At 69.4% G+C, this 13,768-nt stretch carries 14 protein-coding genes; 5 read left to right on the forward strand and 9 right to left on the reverse strand.

Annotated elements, in window-relative coordinates; translation table 11 throughout:
* Positions 1–74: 74 nt before the first annotated feature.
* From groES to ACFXC1_RS31590, 4 genes are all read right to left on the reverse strand, one after another.
* Positions 75–383, reverse strand: coding sequence for a co-chaperone GroES (gene groES / locus ACFXC1_RS31575; RefSeq protein WP_019066754.1), 309 nt, complete (start codon positions 381–383; stop codon positions 75–77).
* A 319-nt stretch (positions 384–702) separates the two neighbouring features.
* Entirely contained in the window at positions 703–1,125 is a 423-nt protein-coding gene (locus ACFXC1_RS31580; RefSeq protein WP_381248934.1) for a hypothetical protein, read from the reverse strand.
* Positions 1,126–1,204: 79 nt separating this feature from the next.
* Complete coding sequence (locus ACFXC1_RS31585) at positions 1,205–1,891, reverse strand: hypothetical protein (RefSeq protein WP_381248937.1); 687 nt, start codon at positions 1,889–1,891, stop codon at positions 1,205–1,207.
* Positions 1,888–2,844 carry a polysaccharide deacetylase family protein gene (locus ACFXC1_RS31590; protein WP_381248940.1) on the reverse strand — a complete coding sequence of 319 codons (957 nt, stop codon included), beginning with the start codon at positions 2,842–2,844 and terminating at the stop codon, positions 1,888–1,890. The genes ACFXC1_RS31585 and ACFXC1_RS31590 overlap by 4 nt, the downstream gene beginning before the upstream one ends.
* A 101-nt stretch (positions 2,845–2,945) precedes the next feature.
* Between ACFXC1_RS31590 and ACFXC1_RS31595 the strand changes: the two genes are divergently transcribed.
* Entirely contained in the window at positions 2,946–4,127 is a 1,182-nt protein-coding gene (locus tag ACFXC1_RS31595) for a THUMP-like domain-containing protein (RefSeq protein ID WP_381248942.1), read from the forward strand.
* A gap of 56 nt (positions 4,128–4,183) precedes the next feature.
* The gene (locus tag ACFXC1_RS31600; protein WP_381248944.1) at positions 4,184–4,555 is read left to right on the forward strand and encodes a S24/S26 family peptidase; all 372 of its coding nucleotides are present in this window, start codon (positions 4,184–4,186) and stop codon (positions 4,553–4,555) included.
* 11 nt (positions 4,556–4,566) lie between these two features.
* On the opposite strand, the gene ACFXC1_RS31605 is transcribed toward ACFXC1_RS31600, so the two are convergent.
* The 5 genes from ACFXC1_RS31605 to ACFXC1_RS31625 form a co-directional block, all read right to left on the reverse strand.
* A complete protein-coding gene (locus tag ACFXC1_RS31605) occupies positions 4,567–5,874 on the reverse strand; it encodes an RNA polymerase sigma factor (protein ID WP_381248947.1) in 1,308 nt (435 codons plus the stop codon).
* Positions 5,875–5,948: 74 nt separating this feature from the next.
* Entirely contained in the window at positions 5,949–6,305 is a 357-nt protein-coding gene (locus ACFXC1_RS31610) for a YciI family protein (protein WP_019066747.1), read from the reverse strand.
* Between the two features lie 573 nt (positions 6,306–6,878).
* The gene (locus ACFXC1_RS31615) at positions 6,879–7,931 is read right to left on the reverse strand and encodes an LCP family protein (RefSeq protein ID WP_381248950.1); all 1,053 of its coding nucleotides are present in this window, start codon (positions 7,929–7,931) and stop codon (positions 6,879–6,881) included.
* 112 nt (positions 7,932–8,043) lie between these two features.
* The gene (locus ACFXC1_RS31620; protein WP_381248953.1) at positions 8,044–9,378 is read right to left on the reverse strand and encodes an endo-1,4-beta-xylanase; all 1,335 of its coding nucleotides are present in this window, start codon (positions 9,376–9,378) and stop codon (positions 8,044–8,046) included.
* Between the two features lie 101 nt (positions 9,379–9,479).
* Positions 9,480–10,511, reverse strand: a complete 1,032-nt coding sequence (locus ACFXC1_RS31625; protein WP_381248956.1) for a LacI family DNA-binding transcriptional regulator — start codon at positions 10,509–10,511, stop codon at positions 9,480–9,482.
* A gap of 107 nt (positions 10,512–10,618) precedes the next feature.
* Here ACFXC1_RS31625 and ACFXC1_RS31630 point away from each other — a divergent pair, with 107 nt between their 5' ends.
* The 3 genes from ACFXC1_RS31630 to ACFXC1_RS31640 are packed head-to-tail and all read left to right on the forward strand — an operon-like array spanning position 10,619 to position 13,750.
* On the forward strand, positions 10,619–11,923 hold the full coding sequence (locus tag ACFXC1_RS31630) for an ABC transporter substrate-binding protein (RefSeq protein ID WP_381248959.1): 1,305 nt from the start codon (positions 10,619–10,621) through the stop codon (positions 11,921–11,923).
* 32 nt (positions 11,924–11,955) lie between these two features.
* A complete protein-coding gene (locus ACFXC1_RS31635; RefSeq protein WP_381248962.1) occupies positions 11,956–12,846 on the forward strand; it encodes a carbohydrate ABC transporter permease in 891 nt (296 codons plus the stop codon).
* Between the two features lie 4 nt (positions 12,847–12,850).
* Positions 12,851–13,750, forward strand: a complete 900-nt coding sequence (locus ACFXC1_RS31640; RefSeq protein WP_381248965.1) for a carbohydrate ABC transporter permease — start codon at positions 12,851–12,853, stop codon at positions 13,748–13,750.
* Positions 13,751–13,768 lie beyond the last annotated feature (18 nt).

The raw sequence follows: 13,768 nt of genomic DNA on the forward strand, positions 1-13,768 counted from the left end.
CTGCGCCCCTGACGCCCGGCTTCATAAGGTCGCGGGGGCCAGGGGCGTAGCTCACATACTGAATGTGAAGCGAATTACTTCTCGATGATCGCGAGCACGTCGCGGGCCGAGAGGACGAGGTACTCCTCGCCGCTGTACTTCACTTCGGTGCCGCCGTACTTGCTGTACAGCACGATGTCGCCGGTCTTCACGTCGAGCGGAAGACGCTCGCCGTTCTCGAAGCGGCCCGGGCCCACGGCCAGGACGACGCCCTCCTGGGGCTTCTCCTTGGCCGTGTCCGGGATGACCAGGCCAGAGGCCGTGGTCTGCTCGGCGTCGAGCGGCTGGACCACAATGCGGTCCTCAAGCGGCTTGATGGCAACCTTGGAGCTGGTGGTCGTCACGATCCGACCTCCCCCTTCGGAGATCTCACGGGGTTAACTGTCTGAGGTGGCGACCAGGTGGATCCGTCGTCGCGGGTGCCGGACCTGCCCGTCGCTATTGGCACTCTCCAGGGGGGAGTGCCAGACCTGAGACTATGACTGCGATTAGCACTCGGTCAAGCGGAGTGCCAATGCCTGCGGCGCTTGGGCGGAATTTTGGTGACCGTTGGCTGTGGTTGCCGTCCCTCGGGGCTGCGCCCCCGGACCCCCGCTTCGGCCTGGACGGCCTCGTCCTCAAACGCCGGACGGGCTGATGGGGCCGACCAGCATTTGAGAGGCACTAGTCCGCCGTGCATCCCCAGTAGCCGATCTCCGTCGGCTCGCCGTCGCGATAGAGGATCGTGCAACGGCCTGTTCCGCGGCCCGGGAAGTCCAGGGTCCAGGTGCGGAGGGCGGCGATCCACTGCTCGCGGGTGGGTCTGCCCTCCGGTGCCCAGTCGCGCACCTCGTCCTCGGTCAGGGGTCGCATCATGGCGAAGTCGTCCCCGGACTCGGCGTCGACGAGGTCGTAGAAGTCGAGCACGGAGGAGGTGCCGCCCGTCAGGATGTACTCCCTCCAGCCGTCGTCCTCCCACAGATCGACGATGTCCCGCCCCGGGAACCCGTGGTCGTCCTCGGCCAGTTTCTGTTCCTGCGCCTGCCGGAAGGCCGACTCGAGATCCTTCCGGTACGGCCCCGTCGAGGTCCACTGGTCGCCACCCATTCGCAAGCCCCTTTCCGCTCACCGCCGTTCGACGTGCGCGGCAGGCTATCCGGGACCTCTGACACTCCCGCCCGGCGCGTCAGAGGTAGTCCTCCAGGCGGCCCACCGTCAGGCCCCGCTCCTGGATCCCCCGGAGCAGCCGGGCCGTCGTGTCGGTCGGGGTGATGCGGACGATGTCGCCCGCGGTGAGGTGGTGGGGGCCTCGGGCGTAGGTGACGGTTCCGGTGGTCGTGGAGGCGCGCCAGAGGACCAGGGCGGAGACGCCGCAGTCGGCGGCGGCCCGTCGGGTGGTCGTGTCGTACGTGCCGTAGGGGGGCCTGAGCAGCCGGGTCCGGGTGCCGCAGATCTCGGTGCGCTGGGTGTCGTAGGGCAGGCCCGCGACGGGGCGGCGGTCCTGGGGAGTGCCGAACTCGGTGACGGGCAGGCGCAGTTCGCGGACCATGTCGGCGAAGCCCGGGTCCGGGCGGGCGCCCGCGTCGTGGTCGTAGGTCAGGAAGACGACCTTGTCGCGGGTGCGGACGTGGTCCACGACGGGTGGGAGGGCCGGGCCCGCCGAGCGGGCGGGGGGTCCTGGGGACGGCTTCGGGGCGGGGGCCAGGGGGGCCGTCAGACCCCAATGGCGGTACGGCTGTTCGCGGGACGATCCGTGCGGGCGGACGTGCTGGGCGGCCTTCTTGCCGAGCCGTTCGATGGGGTCGACGGACTGGGCGCAGCCGGTGAGGAGGGTGGCCGCCAGGGCGACGGCCACCGGTACCCGGACCCTCACAGGTAGTCCTCGAGGCGCGCCACCGCGTACCCCTCGGCGGTGACCTTGCCGAGGAAGCGGCGCATGTCGTCGACCATGGTGCCCTTCCAGTCCGCGCGGCCCCGGAAGTGGGTCAGGACGATGTCCCCGGGGTGCAGGTCCCGGTCGTCCTCACGGTACTCCCAGTGGTCGACGTAGACCTCCTCGTCCCAGATCGGGGCGTACTTGATGCCGCAGGACTTGGCGGCGACGAGGGTGTCGTGGTTGTAGTTCCCGTACGGCGGCCGGAAGACCGTCGGCGCCTGGCCGAACTGCTTCTTCATGATGTCCTGCATGCCGCAGATCTCGCGCTTCTGCTCGGCGTAGGACAGGCCGGGCAGGTACGGGTGCGTGAGGGTGTGGTTGTTGAGTGTGTGGCCCTCGGCCTGCATCTTCTTGAAGTAGCCGTAGTCGTCCTTGACCAGGTAGTTGCTCAGGAAGGCGGTGTACGGGATCTTCAGGTCGCTCATCATCCGCAGGAACGCGGGGTCCTTCTCCTCGCCGTCGTCGATGGTGAGGAACACGATCTTCTGCTTGGTGGGGATGGTGGTGAAGACCGGCGGGAGGTTCAGTTCCTCCTGGTCGTCCACCTCGAAGCCCTTGCGCGCGGTGATCTCCGGCTTGTGCGCGGGCGCCGGCGGGGCCTGGAGCGGCACCTTGGCCAGCCCCCAGCGCTTCGCGGCGGCGCCCCGGGCGGCGTAGGCGGCGCGCAGCCTGGAGGCGTAGGAGTCGAGCGCGCGGGCCGGGGGCGCGTGCAGGGGCTGCGCGCCGTGCGCCGGAGGGGCGGCCTTGTCGGCGCCGCCTGGCTGGGTGCAGCCGGAGACGACGGCGGCGAGCGCGAGGGCGGCGAGCGCGCCACGGACGCCCGCCCTCCGACGCCGAGTCGCCCCGTTTCCGTACGCCCGATTGATGTCATTTTGTACGACTACTCGCATGACGTCGGATCTTTTCAGGCCCCGGCCCCGATCCCGTGGCGACACCGCCAACACACCGCCACCGGAGGCACACCGTCCACCGACTGGCCCACAATGTCCCGGTGAACGACCCCGTACTCGCCTTCGCCGCCCTGCTCACCCCCGAGGGCCACGCCCTCCTCGACGAGGTCCGCGGCACCGACCCCGCCAAGGAACTCGCCGTCGCGACCCGGCTGCGCCGCGAGTACCCCGCCGACCTCGTCTCGGCGGCCCTCGGCCAGGCCCGGCTGCGGCAGCGGGCGGCGGTGGCGAAGTTCGCGCCCGAGGACGCCGACCGGATGTTCTTCACCCCGAACGGCTTCGAACAGTCCACCCGCGCGGCGGTCGCCACCTACCGCGCCGGACGCCTGCGCGAACTGGGCGTGACCTCCGTCGCCGACCTCTGCTGCGGAATCGGCGGCGACGCGATCGCGCTGGCCCGGGCGGGCGTACGCGTGCTGGCCGTGGACCGCGACCCGCTGACGGCCGCCGTGGCGCGCGCGAACGCGGAGGCGCTCGGCCTGGCCGACCTGATCGAGGTACGCGAGGCGGACGTCACGGACGTCGACACGTCCACGTACGACGCCGTGTTCGTGGATCCGGCCCGTCGAGGCGGCCGGGGCCGCATCTTCGACCCCGAGGCCTACTCGCCCCCGCTGTCCTGGGCCGTCGGCGCCGCTACGACGGCCCCGCTCGCCGCGCTGAAGATCGCACCCGGCGTGCCGCACGAGGCGATCCCGGCGACGGCCGAGGCGGAGTGGATCTCGGACGGGGGCGATGTGAAGGAGGCGGTGCTGTGGTTCGGGGCGGGGGTACGGCCGGGTGCCGTACGGGCAACTCTCCTCCCCGGCCCACGCGTTCTGCACGGCCGCGGACTACCCGACCCCGAAGTCCGTTCCGTGGGCCGGTACTTGTACGAACCCGACGGCGCCGTCATCCGCGCCCACCTCGTCGCCGAGGTCGCGGAGGAGGTCGGCGGGGGGCTCGTCGACGAGACCATCGCGTATGTGACGGCCGATGACCTACGGCCGACCGCGTACGCCTCCGCCTACGAGATCACCGACCAACTCCCCTTCGGCGTAAAGAAGTTGAAGGCGCTGCTCCGGGAACGGGAGGTGGGCGTCCTCACCGTGAAGAAGCGGGGGTCGGCCGTCGAACCGGAGGAACTGCGGCGGAAGGTGAAGCCTCAGGGGCCCAACTCGGCGACGGTGTTTCTGACTCGGGTGGCGGGGGCGCCGGCGATGTTGATCGGGCGGCCGGTTTAGTGCACATCAGCAGTAATTCGGTGGGGTGAGGCGGAGGAATCTGCCACGCTCGTCGGATGGGTGCATTGGACGCTGTGGCGGGCAGGGTCGCCGGTGGGGCCACCGTGACGTTCCGGCCCAGCGGCTCCTCGATGGTCCCGCTGATACGCAGTCGGCAGCGGGTGGTCGTCGCTCCGGTCGACCCGTCGAAGGTGGAGGTCGGAGACATCGTCCTCGCCCGTGTCGCGGGGACGGTCCACCTGCACCTGGTGTCGTCCGTGGACCTCGCCAGGAAGCGGGTGCAGATCAGCAACAACCGTGGCCGCGTCAACGGCTGGACCGGCCACGACCGCGTCTTCGGCATCTGTGTGGCGGTCGGCGACGTCGCCCGGTCAGGGGTCGCGGGCAAGACCGCAGCGGCCGACTCCGACGAGTCCTCCCGGACCTGAGCGGGCAGCCACTAGTGCGCCTCTTCGGCTCTGCGCAGCAGGAGTTGGCGTTCGCGTTCGTTGCGTGCCAGTGAGGCCGCCCGTACGAACTCCGCCTTCGCCTCCGCCGTACGGCCGAGGCGCAGCAGCAGGTCGCCGCGGACGCTGGGCAGCAAGTGGTAGTCGCGCAGGGCGGGTTCGGTGGCGAGGGTGTCGATGATCTCCAGGGCCGGGGCCGGGCCGTCCGCCATCGAGACGGCTACCGCGCGGTTCAACTCGACCACGGGGGACGGGGATCGGGCGGCGAGAAGGCCGTAGAGGGTGGCGATCGTCGGCCAGTCGGTCTCGTCGTAGGTGTACGCGTGGGCGTGGCAGGCGGCGATGGCGGCCTGGAGGGCGTAGGGGCCGGGGGCGCCGGTGGACACGGTGTCGGCGCGGCCGAGGGCGGTGATGCCTCGGGCGATGAGCAGGCGGTTCCAGCGGCGGCGGTTCTGGTCCCTGAGGAGAACGGGGTCGCCGTCCGGGGCGGTGCGGGCGGCCGAGCGTGAGGCCTGGAACTCCAACAGGGCGGCCAGGGCGTGTACTTCGGGCTCCTTCGGCATCAGGCCCGTCAGCAGACGGGCCAACCTGAGCGCGTCCTCGCAGAGGCCGGGGCGGAGCCAGTCGTCGCCCGCCGTCGCCGCGTAGCCCTCGTTGAAGATGAGGTAGATGACGTCGAGGACGGAGCCGAGGCGAGCCTCGCGGTCGGGGCCGTAGGGGACCTCGAAGGCGACGTTCTTGGTGGCCAGGGTGCGTTTGGCGCGGACGATGCGCTGGGCGATCGTCGGTTCGGGGGCGAGGAAGGCGCGGGCGATCTCGGGGGTGGTCAGGCCGCCGAGGAGGCGCAGGGTGAGGGCGGTGCGGGCCTCCGGGGACAGGACCGGGTGGCAGGTGGTGAAGACGAGGCGGAGGAGGTCGTCGTCGATGTCGTCGGGGGCGGAGGGCTCCTCGGGCGGGGCCGTGGTCTCCAGGGTTCGGCCGATCTCCTGGAGCTTGCGGGCGTAGTTCTCGCGGCGCCGGACCAGGTCGACGGCACGGTGTCTGGCGGTGGCCATGAGCCAGGCGCCCGGGTTGTCGGGGACGCCGTCCCGGGGCCACTGTTCTAGGGCGGCGACCAGGGCGTCCTGGGCCAGTTCCTCGGCGATGCCGACGTCACGGACCGTGCGGGCGACGGCGGCGATGATGCGCGGGGACTCGATGCGGAAGACGGTCTCGATGGCGGTGTGCGGGTCGGTGGCGGTGCCACGTCGGTCCGTGGGGGCGCCGTGCGGGGCCGCGGTGGGCTGTGATTCCGGAGTCACAACCCACCATGCAACACCCCCGGCGGCCTCGGGCCAAGGAAGACCGGGACCGGCCACGGCAGTACGGGGGCCGCTCAGCCCTCCGCGATCTCCCGCACCTCGCACGTCACGGTCCAGAACTCCTCGTGCACCTTCAGGAACCGCTTCGTCCACTCCAGCGCCTCGGCCATGTCCTTGCACTGCATGATCGCGTAGCCGCCGACGACCTCCTTGGACTCGGTGAAGGGCCCGTCGGTGACGGAGATCTTCCCGCCCTCCCAGTGGACCCGGGCGCCCTGGGCGGTCGGCGTGAGGCCGGCGGTGTCGAGCATCACTCCGGCCTTGGTGATCTCCTCGATCAACTCGCCCATCCGCTGCATCAGTTCGGCGCTCGGGCCCTCGGCGGGGGCGGTCTTCTCGTCGATCTGCACGAGGGAGAGATAACGGGGCATGGTGACTCCTCGGGTCGGATGTCGGCCGGGTCCTTCCCGGCCTTTCAACCATGCGTCGAACGAGGGGGCGGCGGATCGACACACTCGCCGGGATTTCCCGAAGATTTTTTTCTCGTACGACTGCGTGATCCGGCTGGGCGTCGAGGTAGCGGTACTCCCCGGCCGGAAGACCGATCACCGGATCGCCGTTGCCGACCCGCCACTCGCTCATGCCGTCGACGTCGTGGCTGACCAGGAACAGGCACGGGCCTCTCGTCGTACTCGTCGTCCGGGTCGGTGGCCGGGATCCGGGCGATCCGCCGCAGCCTCTCCTCGAACCGGTCGAGGGCCACCGCGCGGATGCTGCCCCCGTCGAAGGCCCGGCCGAGGTTGTCGTACTGCCGGGCGGGGAAGGCCCGGCCCCCGCTGTAGGTGCGCTCCGGATCGTCCGCTTCCACGGTCTGCCTGATCCGGGCCGGCTGTCCGTCGTCGCACTCCAGCCAGCCCCTGACCGAGACCATGGTTCCCACGGCGGTCCCTCCGACAGGTCACCGAACGAGACCGCTCAGCGCGCGCTTCGGTTGTGGCGGCCGGTCACTTCAACGACTCCCACAACTTGCTAGCCGCCGGCTCCTCGGCAACCACCCGGTTCGGATCGGACGGAGCCGTCACCACCGGCATCGTGATCGTCGTCACCGCGTCCGCCGACAGGCCCTTCAGGCTCTCGCCGAGGCTGATGAGTTCGCTGAGGGAGTCGAGGCCGGTGTCGGTGGTGAGGCTGTCGGTGATCGCGTCGGTGACCTCGTAGAGCTTGGTGGGGTCGGTGAGGAGGTCGTGGGAGGAGATCTGGGTCAACAGGGCCTTCACCAGCATCTGTTGGAGGCCTATTCGGCCCAGGTCGCTGCCGTCGCCTATGCCGTGCCGGGTGCGGGCGAGGGCCAGCGCCTGCTTGCCGTTGAGGTGGTGGGTGCCCTTCTTCAGGTGCAGGTGGCTGTCGTCGTCGTCGATGTCCTCGGTGGTGGTGACCGTCACGCCGCCCAGCGCGTTCACCAGCTTCGCGAAGCCCGCGAAGTCGATCTCTATGTAGTGGTCCATGCGGACGTCCGTGATCGACTCGACCGTCTTGACCGCACAGACCGGACCGCCCACCGAGTACGCGCTGTTGAACATCGCGCTGTACGCCACGGAGGTCGAGCCCCCCGACTTCAGCGGGCAGGACGGGCGGGTGACGAGGGTGTCGCGCGGGATGCTGACGATCGTGGCCTTCTTACGGCCCGCGTCGATGTGCACGACCATCGCCGTGTCGGAGCGGGCGCCGGAGCTGTCGCCGCCGCCGAGCGCCTGGTTCTCCTTGCCGCTGCGCGAGTCCGAGCCGAGGACCAGGATGTTCACGGAGCCGGTCGGCACGGGGGCGGCGGACGCGGAGGCGGACGTCGAGGGTGTGGTCACCGCCTTCGCGGGGCGGTCGGCGCCGAGCGCGCTGTCGATGTCGACGCTCTTGATGTTGTTGTTGAGGTGCCAGTAGGCCCAGCCCGCCGTGGCTACGCCCAGGACCAGGACGCCCGCCAGAGTGAGGCCGGCGATCTTCAGCACCCTCGACCGCCGGCCCACTCGTCTGTCCCCGTCGGCGTTCTCGTTGTCCGTCACGGAGAGGAACGTAAGTCCGAATTATTAGGAGAAAGTTAGGGGAGACGTCCCGGGACGGTTTTCTGCGGAAAATCTCACGGTTCTCACCCTCGTTTCACTCCCCCCGCCTCCCTCATCCCAAGGTCACCACCGGTACCGGGTTGCCTCCGCTCCAGGACGCGTTGAACCCGAACGTCACGGAGCCGCCGTCCGGGACCGTGCCGTTGTACGTCGCGTTCGTACAGGTCACGGCCGCCCCGGACTGGGTGCACGTGGCGTTCCAGGCCTGCGTGAGCTGCTGGCCCGCGCCGTACGTCCAGCTCGCGTTCCAGGACGACAGCGCGGTGCCGGTGCAGGCGATCGTCACCTGCCCGGTGAATCCGGTGCTCCACTGGCTCGTCACGCCGTACGTGGCCGCGCAACCAGCCGTGGACCGAGTGCCGCCGAGTGCCTCCGCGATGCCGTAGTACGCCGGTTTCGGCGCGTAGTTCTCGTCGTACGGCGTCGCCGCCCCGTAGCCCGGGAAGGTGCCCGGCACCCAGGAGTCGGAGTCGGTGAAGCCCCAGACGGTGATGTTCACGCAGCGGGCCACTGCCGCGCAGGCGGCGACCACGCTCTTGAAGTCGGCCTTCTGCTGGGCGAGTTCGGCGCTGTCGGCCGGGAGCGCGACGCGTACGTCGAGTTCGGTGATCGCCACGTCCACACCCAGGTCGGCGAAGCGCTGGATGTTCTGCTGGAGGGTGGCCGGGACCTGACCGAGGATCAGGTGAGCTTGCAACCCCACTCCGTCGATCGGAACGCCCGCCGCTTCAAGGGACTTGACCAGGTTGTAGAGGGCGGTGGACTTCGCGTTGACGCCCTCGACGTTGTAGTCGTTGATGTACAGCTTCGCCGCCGGGTCGGCCGCGTGGGCCCAAGTCAGCGCCTGCGCGATGTAGTTGGCGCCGAGGCCGTTGTACCAGAGCGTCGAGCGGTAGGTGCCGTCCTCGTTGAAGGGCTCGTTGACCACGTCCCAGGCGGCGATCTCGCCCTTGTAGCGGCCGACTTCGGTGCTGATGTGGTTCTGCAGCAGGCTGCTCAACTGGGCTGACGTCCATGTCCCGTTGGTCAGCCAGCTCGGGTTCTGGCTGTGCCAGACCAGGGTGTGGCCGCGCACCTGCTGGTTGTGGGCCTGTGCGAAGGCGACGATCCGGTCGGCCTCGGTCCAGTCGAAGCTGCCCTGCGTGGGCTCTACGGTCCCCCACTTCATGGCGTTGCCGGGGGTGAGCGAACTGAACTGCGCGCCCGCGATGTCGCCGTAGCTGCCCGTGAGTTTGGAGCCGGTGACCGCGGTGCCCACGACTTTGCCCTTCGCGGCGGCGAGGTCGCGCAGCGGGGTGTCGGCGGCGTGCGCGGCGGGTGCCGTGAAGAGGAGGGCGGCGCCGGTGACCAGGGCCGCCAGGGACAAGCCGGTTCTCAGAGATCTCATGCGGATGCCTCCGAAAGTTTCGGTTGTGCAACCGATTGGCCTCGGAGGAGTGTGGGGCGGCTCCCCCCACTCGTCAATACGTCACCTTCCGGCCACCGGCGTCACTCCGCGGCCGGCGGAGCCGTACTGCTGCGCACCACCAGGCTCGTCGCCAGCTCCACCCGCCGCGCCGCCGAGGACTCCGGCTCGCGCGCGAGGTCGAGCACCAGCTTCGCCGCCGCCTCGGCCATCTCGGTGAGGGGCTGTCGTACGGTCGTCAGCGGCGGGCCGACCCAGCGGGCGACCGGGAGGTCGTCGAAGCCGACCACGCTCAGGTCCTCCGGGATGCGCAGGCCGAGTTCGCGCGCGGCCTCGTACAGGCCGAGGGCTTGGAGGTCGTTGCCGGCGAAGACGGCGGTGGGCCGGTCCGGGCGGCGCAGCAGTTCCAGCCCCAGCCGGTAGCCGGCCTCGTGGTGGAAGTCGCCGGTGGTGATCAGCGAGCCGTCGACCGGCAGCCCGGCCGTCTCCAGCGCGGCCCGGTAGCCGTCCACGCGGGCGCGGCTGCACATCATGCGGGAGGGTCCGCTGATCGCGCCGATCCGGGTGTGTCCGAGTTCGACCAGGTGCCGCGTGGCGGCGAGCCCGCCCTGCCAGTTCGTCGCGCCGATCGACGGCACGTCGGCGCCCGGGTCGCCGGCCGGGTCCATGACCACGAACGGGATGGAACGGCTGGTCAGCAGCGCCCGCTGGGACTCGTCGAGCCCGGACAGGACCAGGACCACGCCGTGCGGGCGGCGGGCGGCGACCTGGTCGGCCCAGGTCCGGCCGGGCGTCAGCCGCCCCGCGCTCTCGCTGAGCACCACGCTCAGCCCGGCGTCCCGCGCCACGTTCTCCACGCCCCGGATGACCTCCAGCGCCCAGGCGCTCTCCAGCTCGTGGAAGACCAGGTCGATCAGCGGGGAGCGGGTCGCCTCGGCGCGGCGGCGCCGGTAGCCGTAGGCGCGCAGGAGTTCCTCGACACGGGTGCGGGTGCCGGGGGCGACGTCGGCGCGACCGTTGAGGACCTTCGAAACAGTCGGAGCCGAGACTCCGGCCTCGCGGGCGATCTCAGCGAGTGTCGCAGTCTGCGCTTCTACGGCCTTCGAAGGTTTCATGCCCGCGATCGTATCCCTGCGCGACCTCTTGACGAAGCTCCAGACCCGCCATACGTTCCCGGAACATTCGTAACACTGATCGAAACATTCGCGAAAGAGGCCGTCATATGGAGTCCTACAGCAGGCGCTGGGTGCTCGGCGCCGGTGCCACCACCCTGCTCACCGCCGGACTCACGGCCTGCGGCTCCAGTGACAGCACCGGCAGCAGCAGTACGGTCACCGCCTTCGTCTACGGCGACGACGCGACGAAGGTCCAGGTCAAGGCCGTCACCCGGTTCAACGCGTCGGCGGCGGCCAAGAAGGCCAAGGGCAAGATCAAGCTGGAGAAGGTGCCCGGTACCGACTACCCGGCCAAGCTGCGCACCGCGATGGGCTCGCCGAACGCGCCCGACGTCTTCTTCAACTGGGGCGGCGGCTCCATCAAGGCCTACCAGGAGGCCAACCAGCTGGTCGACCTCACCGACACCATCAAGTCCGACCCGGTCCTGAGCAGCGGCTTCCTGCCCTCCGTGCTCGCGGCGGGCGCGCTCAAGGGCAAGAACTACGGCATCCCGATGCGCGGCATGCAGCCGGTGATCCTCTTCTACAACAAGTCGGTCTTCGCCGCGCAGAAGCTCCAACCACCCACCACGTGGGCCGAGTTGCTCGACATCAACAAGAAGCTGAAGGCCGCGAACATCACGCCGTTCGCGCTCGGCGGCGCCGACATCTGGCCCGAGCTGATGTGGCTGGAGTATCTGGTCGACCGGATCGGCGGACCCGAAGTCTTCGATCGCATCAAGAACGGCGACGCGTCCGGCTGGGGCGACCCGGCTGTCCTCAAGGCCGCCGAGACCGTCAAGCAACTCATCGACGACGGCGCCTTCGGCAAGGGCTTCAGCTCCGTGTCGTACGTCAACGGGGGCGCGCCCGCGGTCTTCGCCAAGGGCAAGGCGGCGATGCATCTGATGGGCTCGTGGGAGTACTCGACGCAGCTCGGCAAGTTCCCGGACTTCGCCAAGACGAACCTCGGGTGGGCCGCGTTCCCGAAGTACGAGGGTGGCGCGGGCGACATCCGCAACGTGGTCGGCAACCCCACCAACTACTGGTCCGTGAACGCCCGTACGGGCAACAAGGACGCGGCGATCGCGTTTCTGCGGGACTGCGCGTCGGAGGCGTACGCGAAGGATCTGGTCGCCAACGGCGACATCCCGACCACCTCCAACGCGGAGAAGCTGCTCGACTCCTCCCCCAACCCCGAGTTCGCCAAGTTCCAGTACCAACTGGTGCAGCAGGCACCCGCGTTCACGTTGAGCTGGGACCAGGCGGTGGATCCGGATGTGTCCACGCCGATGCTCACGGAGATCAACAAGCTGTTCGTGGGGAAGAGTTCGCCGGCGGAGTTCGTGTCGGCGCTGAAGGGGTTGAAGTGAGTAATCGCTCCGCGGCGGGGGTGGTTCGTCGGGTGCCGGCGCGTCGTGGCTGGTCGCGCAGTTCCCCGCGCCCCTATCGGGGCGCTGCACCTCACGGCGTTTGGGCTGTGCCCGGAGTTCTGTTCTTCGTCTTCTTCGCCGTCGCCCCCATGGTCCTCGCCGTCTATCTCTCCTTCACCACCTGGAACGGGCTCGGGGACCCGAAACCCGTCGGGCTCGCCAACTGGCAGAAGCTTCTGCACGACGACCGGCTCACCCAATCCCTCACCGTCACCGTCCTGTTGACGGTCACCAGCTGGGCTTTCCAAACGGTCGTGTCGCTGCTGCTGGGTGTCTGGGCCGCCGGCCGCCAGCGCAACCGAGCCGTCCTCTCCGCGATCTTCTTCGTGCCGTTCCTGCTGTCCTCGACGGCCATCGCGCTGCTCTTCTACGCGCTGCTCGACCCGAACTTCGGCGTCATCCACCAGGACACGCTCGGCTCAACCAGTGGCGCGTTCCTCGCGATCGTGTTCGTCGGGGGCTGGCAGTTCATCCCCTTCCACACGCTGATCTACCAGGGCGGGGCCCGCCAGATACCCGAAGTGCTCTATCAGGCGGCGGCAATCGACGGCGCGGGCCGCTACCGCCAGTTCTTCTCGATCACGCTGCCGCAGCTCCGCAACACGGCCACGACCTCCAGTGTGCTGATGATCGTCGGCTCGCTGACCTACTTCGAGACCGTCCTGATCCTCACCCAGGGCGGCCCGGGTACGGACACGGCGATCCTGCCGTACCTGATGTACGAGGCCGGCTTCAAGAGTTACGACTTCGGCTACGCGAGCGCGATCGCGACCTTCCTGGTCGTGGCCGCCACCGCGCTGTCCCTGGTCCTGGTCCGGCTCACCGGTTTCGGCGCCATGCGCAGTACCCGCGAAGGGATGTGACGGAGTGTCACACGACACCTTGCCGCGTCCGGTGAAGACGGAGGAGAGGCCCGTGGAAGAGCCGCGGCCCCGACGGCGCCGGCACTGGAGCAGGCGCCCCAACCCCCTCGCCGGTCTCGGTTCCCTCCTCTGGCTGGCCGTCGTCATCGTCCCGATCTACGCGATGATCTCGGCCTCGCTCACCCGCCAGGACAAGGCCCTCGGCAACAACGCCCTGAAGCCGCCCACCAATCCGACCTTCGCCAACTACAACACCGTTCTCCACAACGGCTTCGGCCACTTCCTCGCCAACACGGCACTGGTGGCGGCAGCGGTCGTAGGAATCGTGCTCGTGCTGTGCGTGCCGCTCGCCTACGTCGCCGTACGCACCCGCACGGTCTGGTCGAGCGCGGCCTTCCGCCTGTTCCTGCTGGGAGTCGCCATCCCGGCCCAGGCAGTGGTGGTCCCGCTGTACCTGATGATCGCCAAACTCAACCTGTACGACAGCCTGTTGGCGGTCATCCTCCCCACCGCGGCCTTCGCGATGCCGGTCTCCGTTCTGGTGCTGACCGGCACCCTGCGGGACATCTCGGAGGACCTGTACGAGGCGATGGCACTGGACGGCGCCTCCGCGACCCGGATGCTGTTCCAGCTGGTCATCCCGCTGACCAAGGGCGGTATCAGCACCGTCGTCATCTACACCGCGCTCCAGGCCTGGAACGGCTTCCTCTTCCCGCTGATCTTCACCCAGTCCGACGGGCCCCGGGTCCTCACCCTCGGACTCTTCAACTACGTAAGCCAGTTCGGCGTGAACATCCCCGCGCTGCTCGCCTCGGTCGTCCTCTCCGGCATCCCGATCTTCGCCGTCTACCTGGTGGCCCGGCGCGCCCTGGTCGGCGGTCTGATGGGCGTAGGCGGAAAGTAACCCCCTTCCTCTGACAGG

Origin of the sequence: Streptomyces hokutonensis (assembly GCF_042751305.1) — a bacterium.
GTDB lineage: Bacteria > Actinomycetota > Actinomycetes > Streptomycetales > Streptomycetaceae > Streptomyces > Streptomyces hokutonensis_A.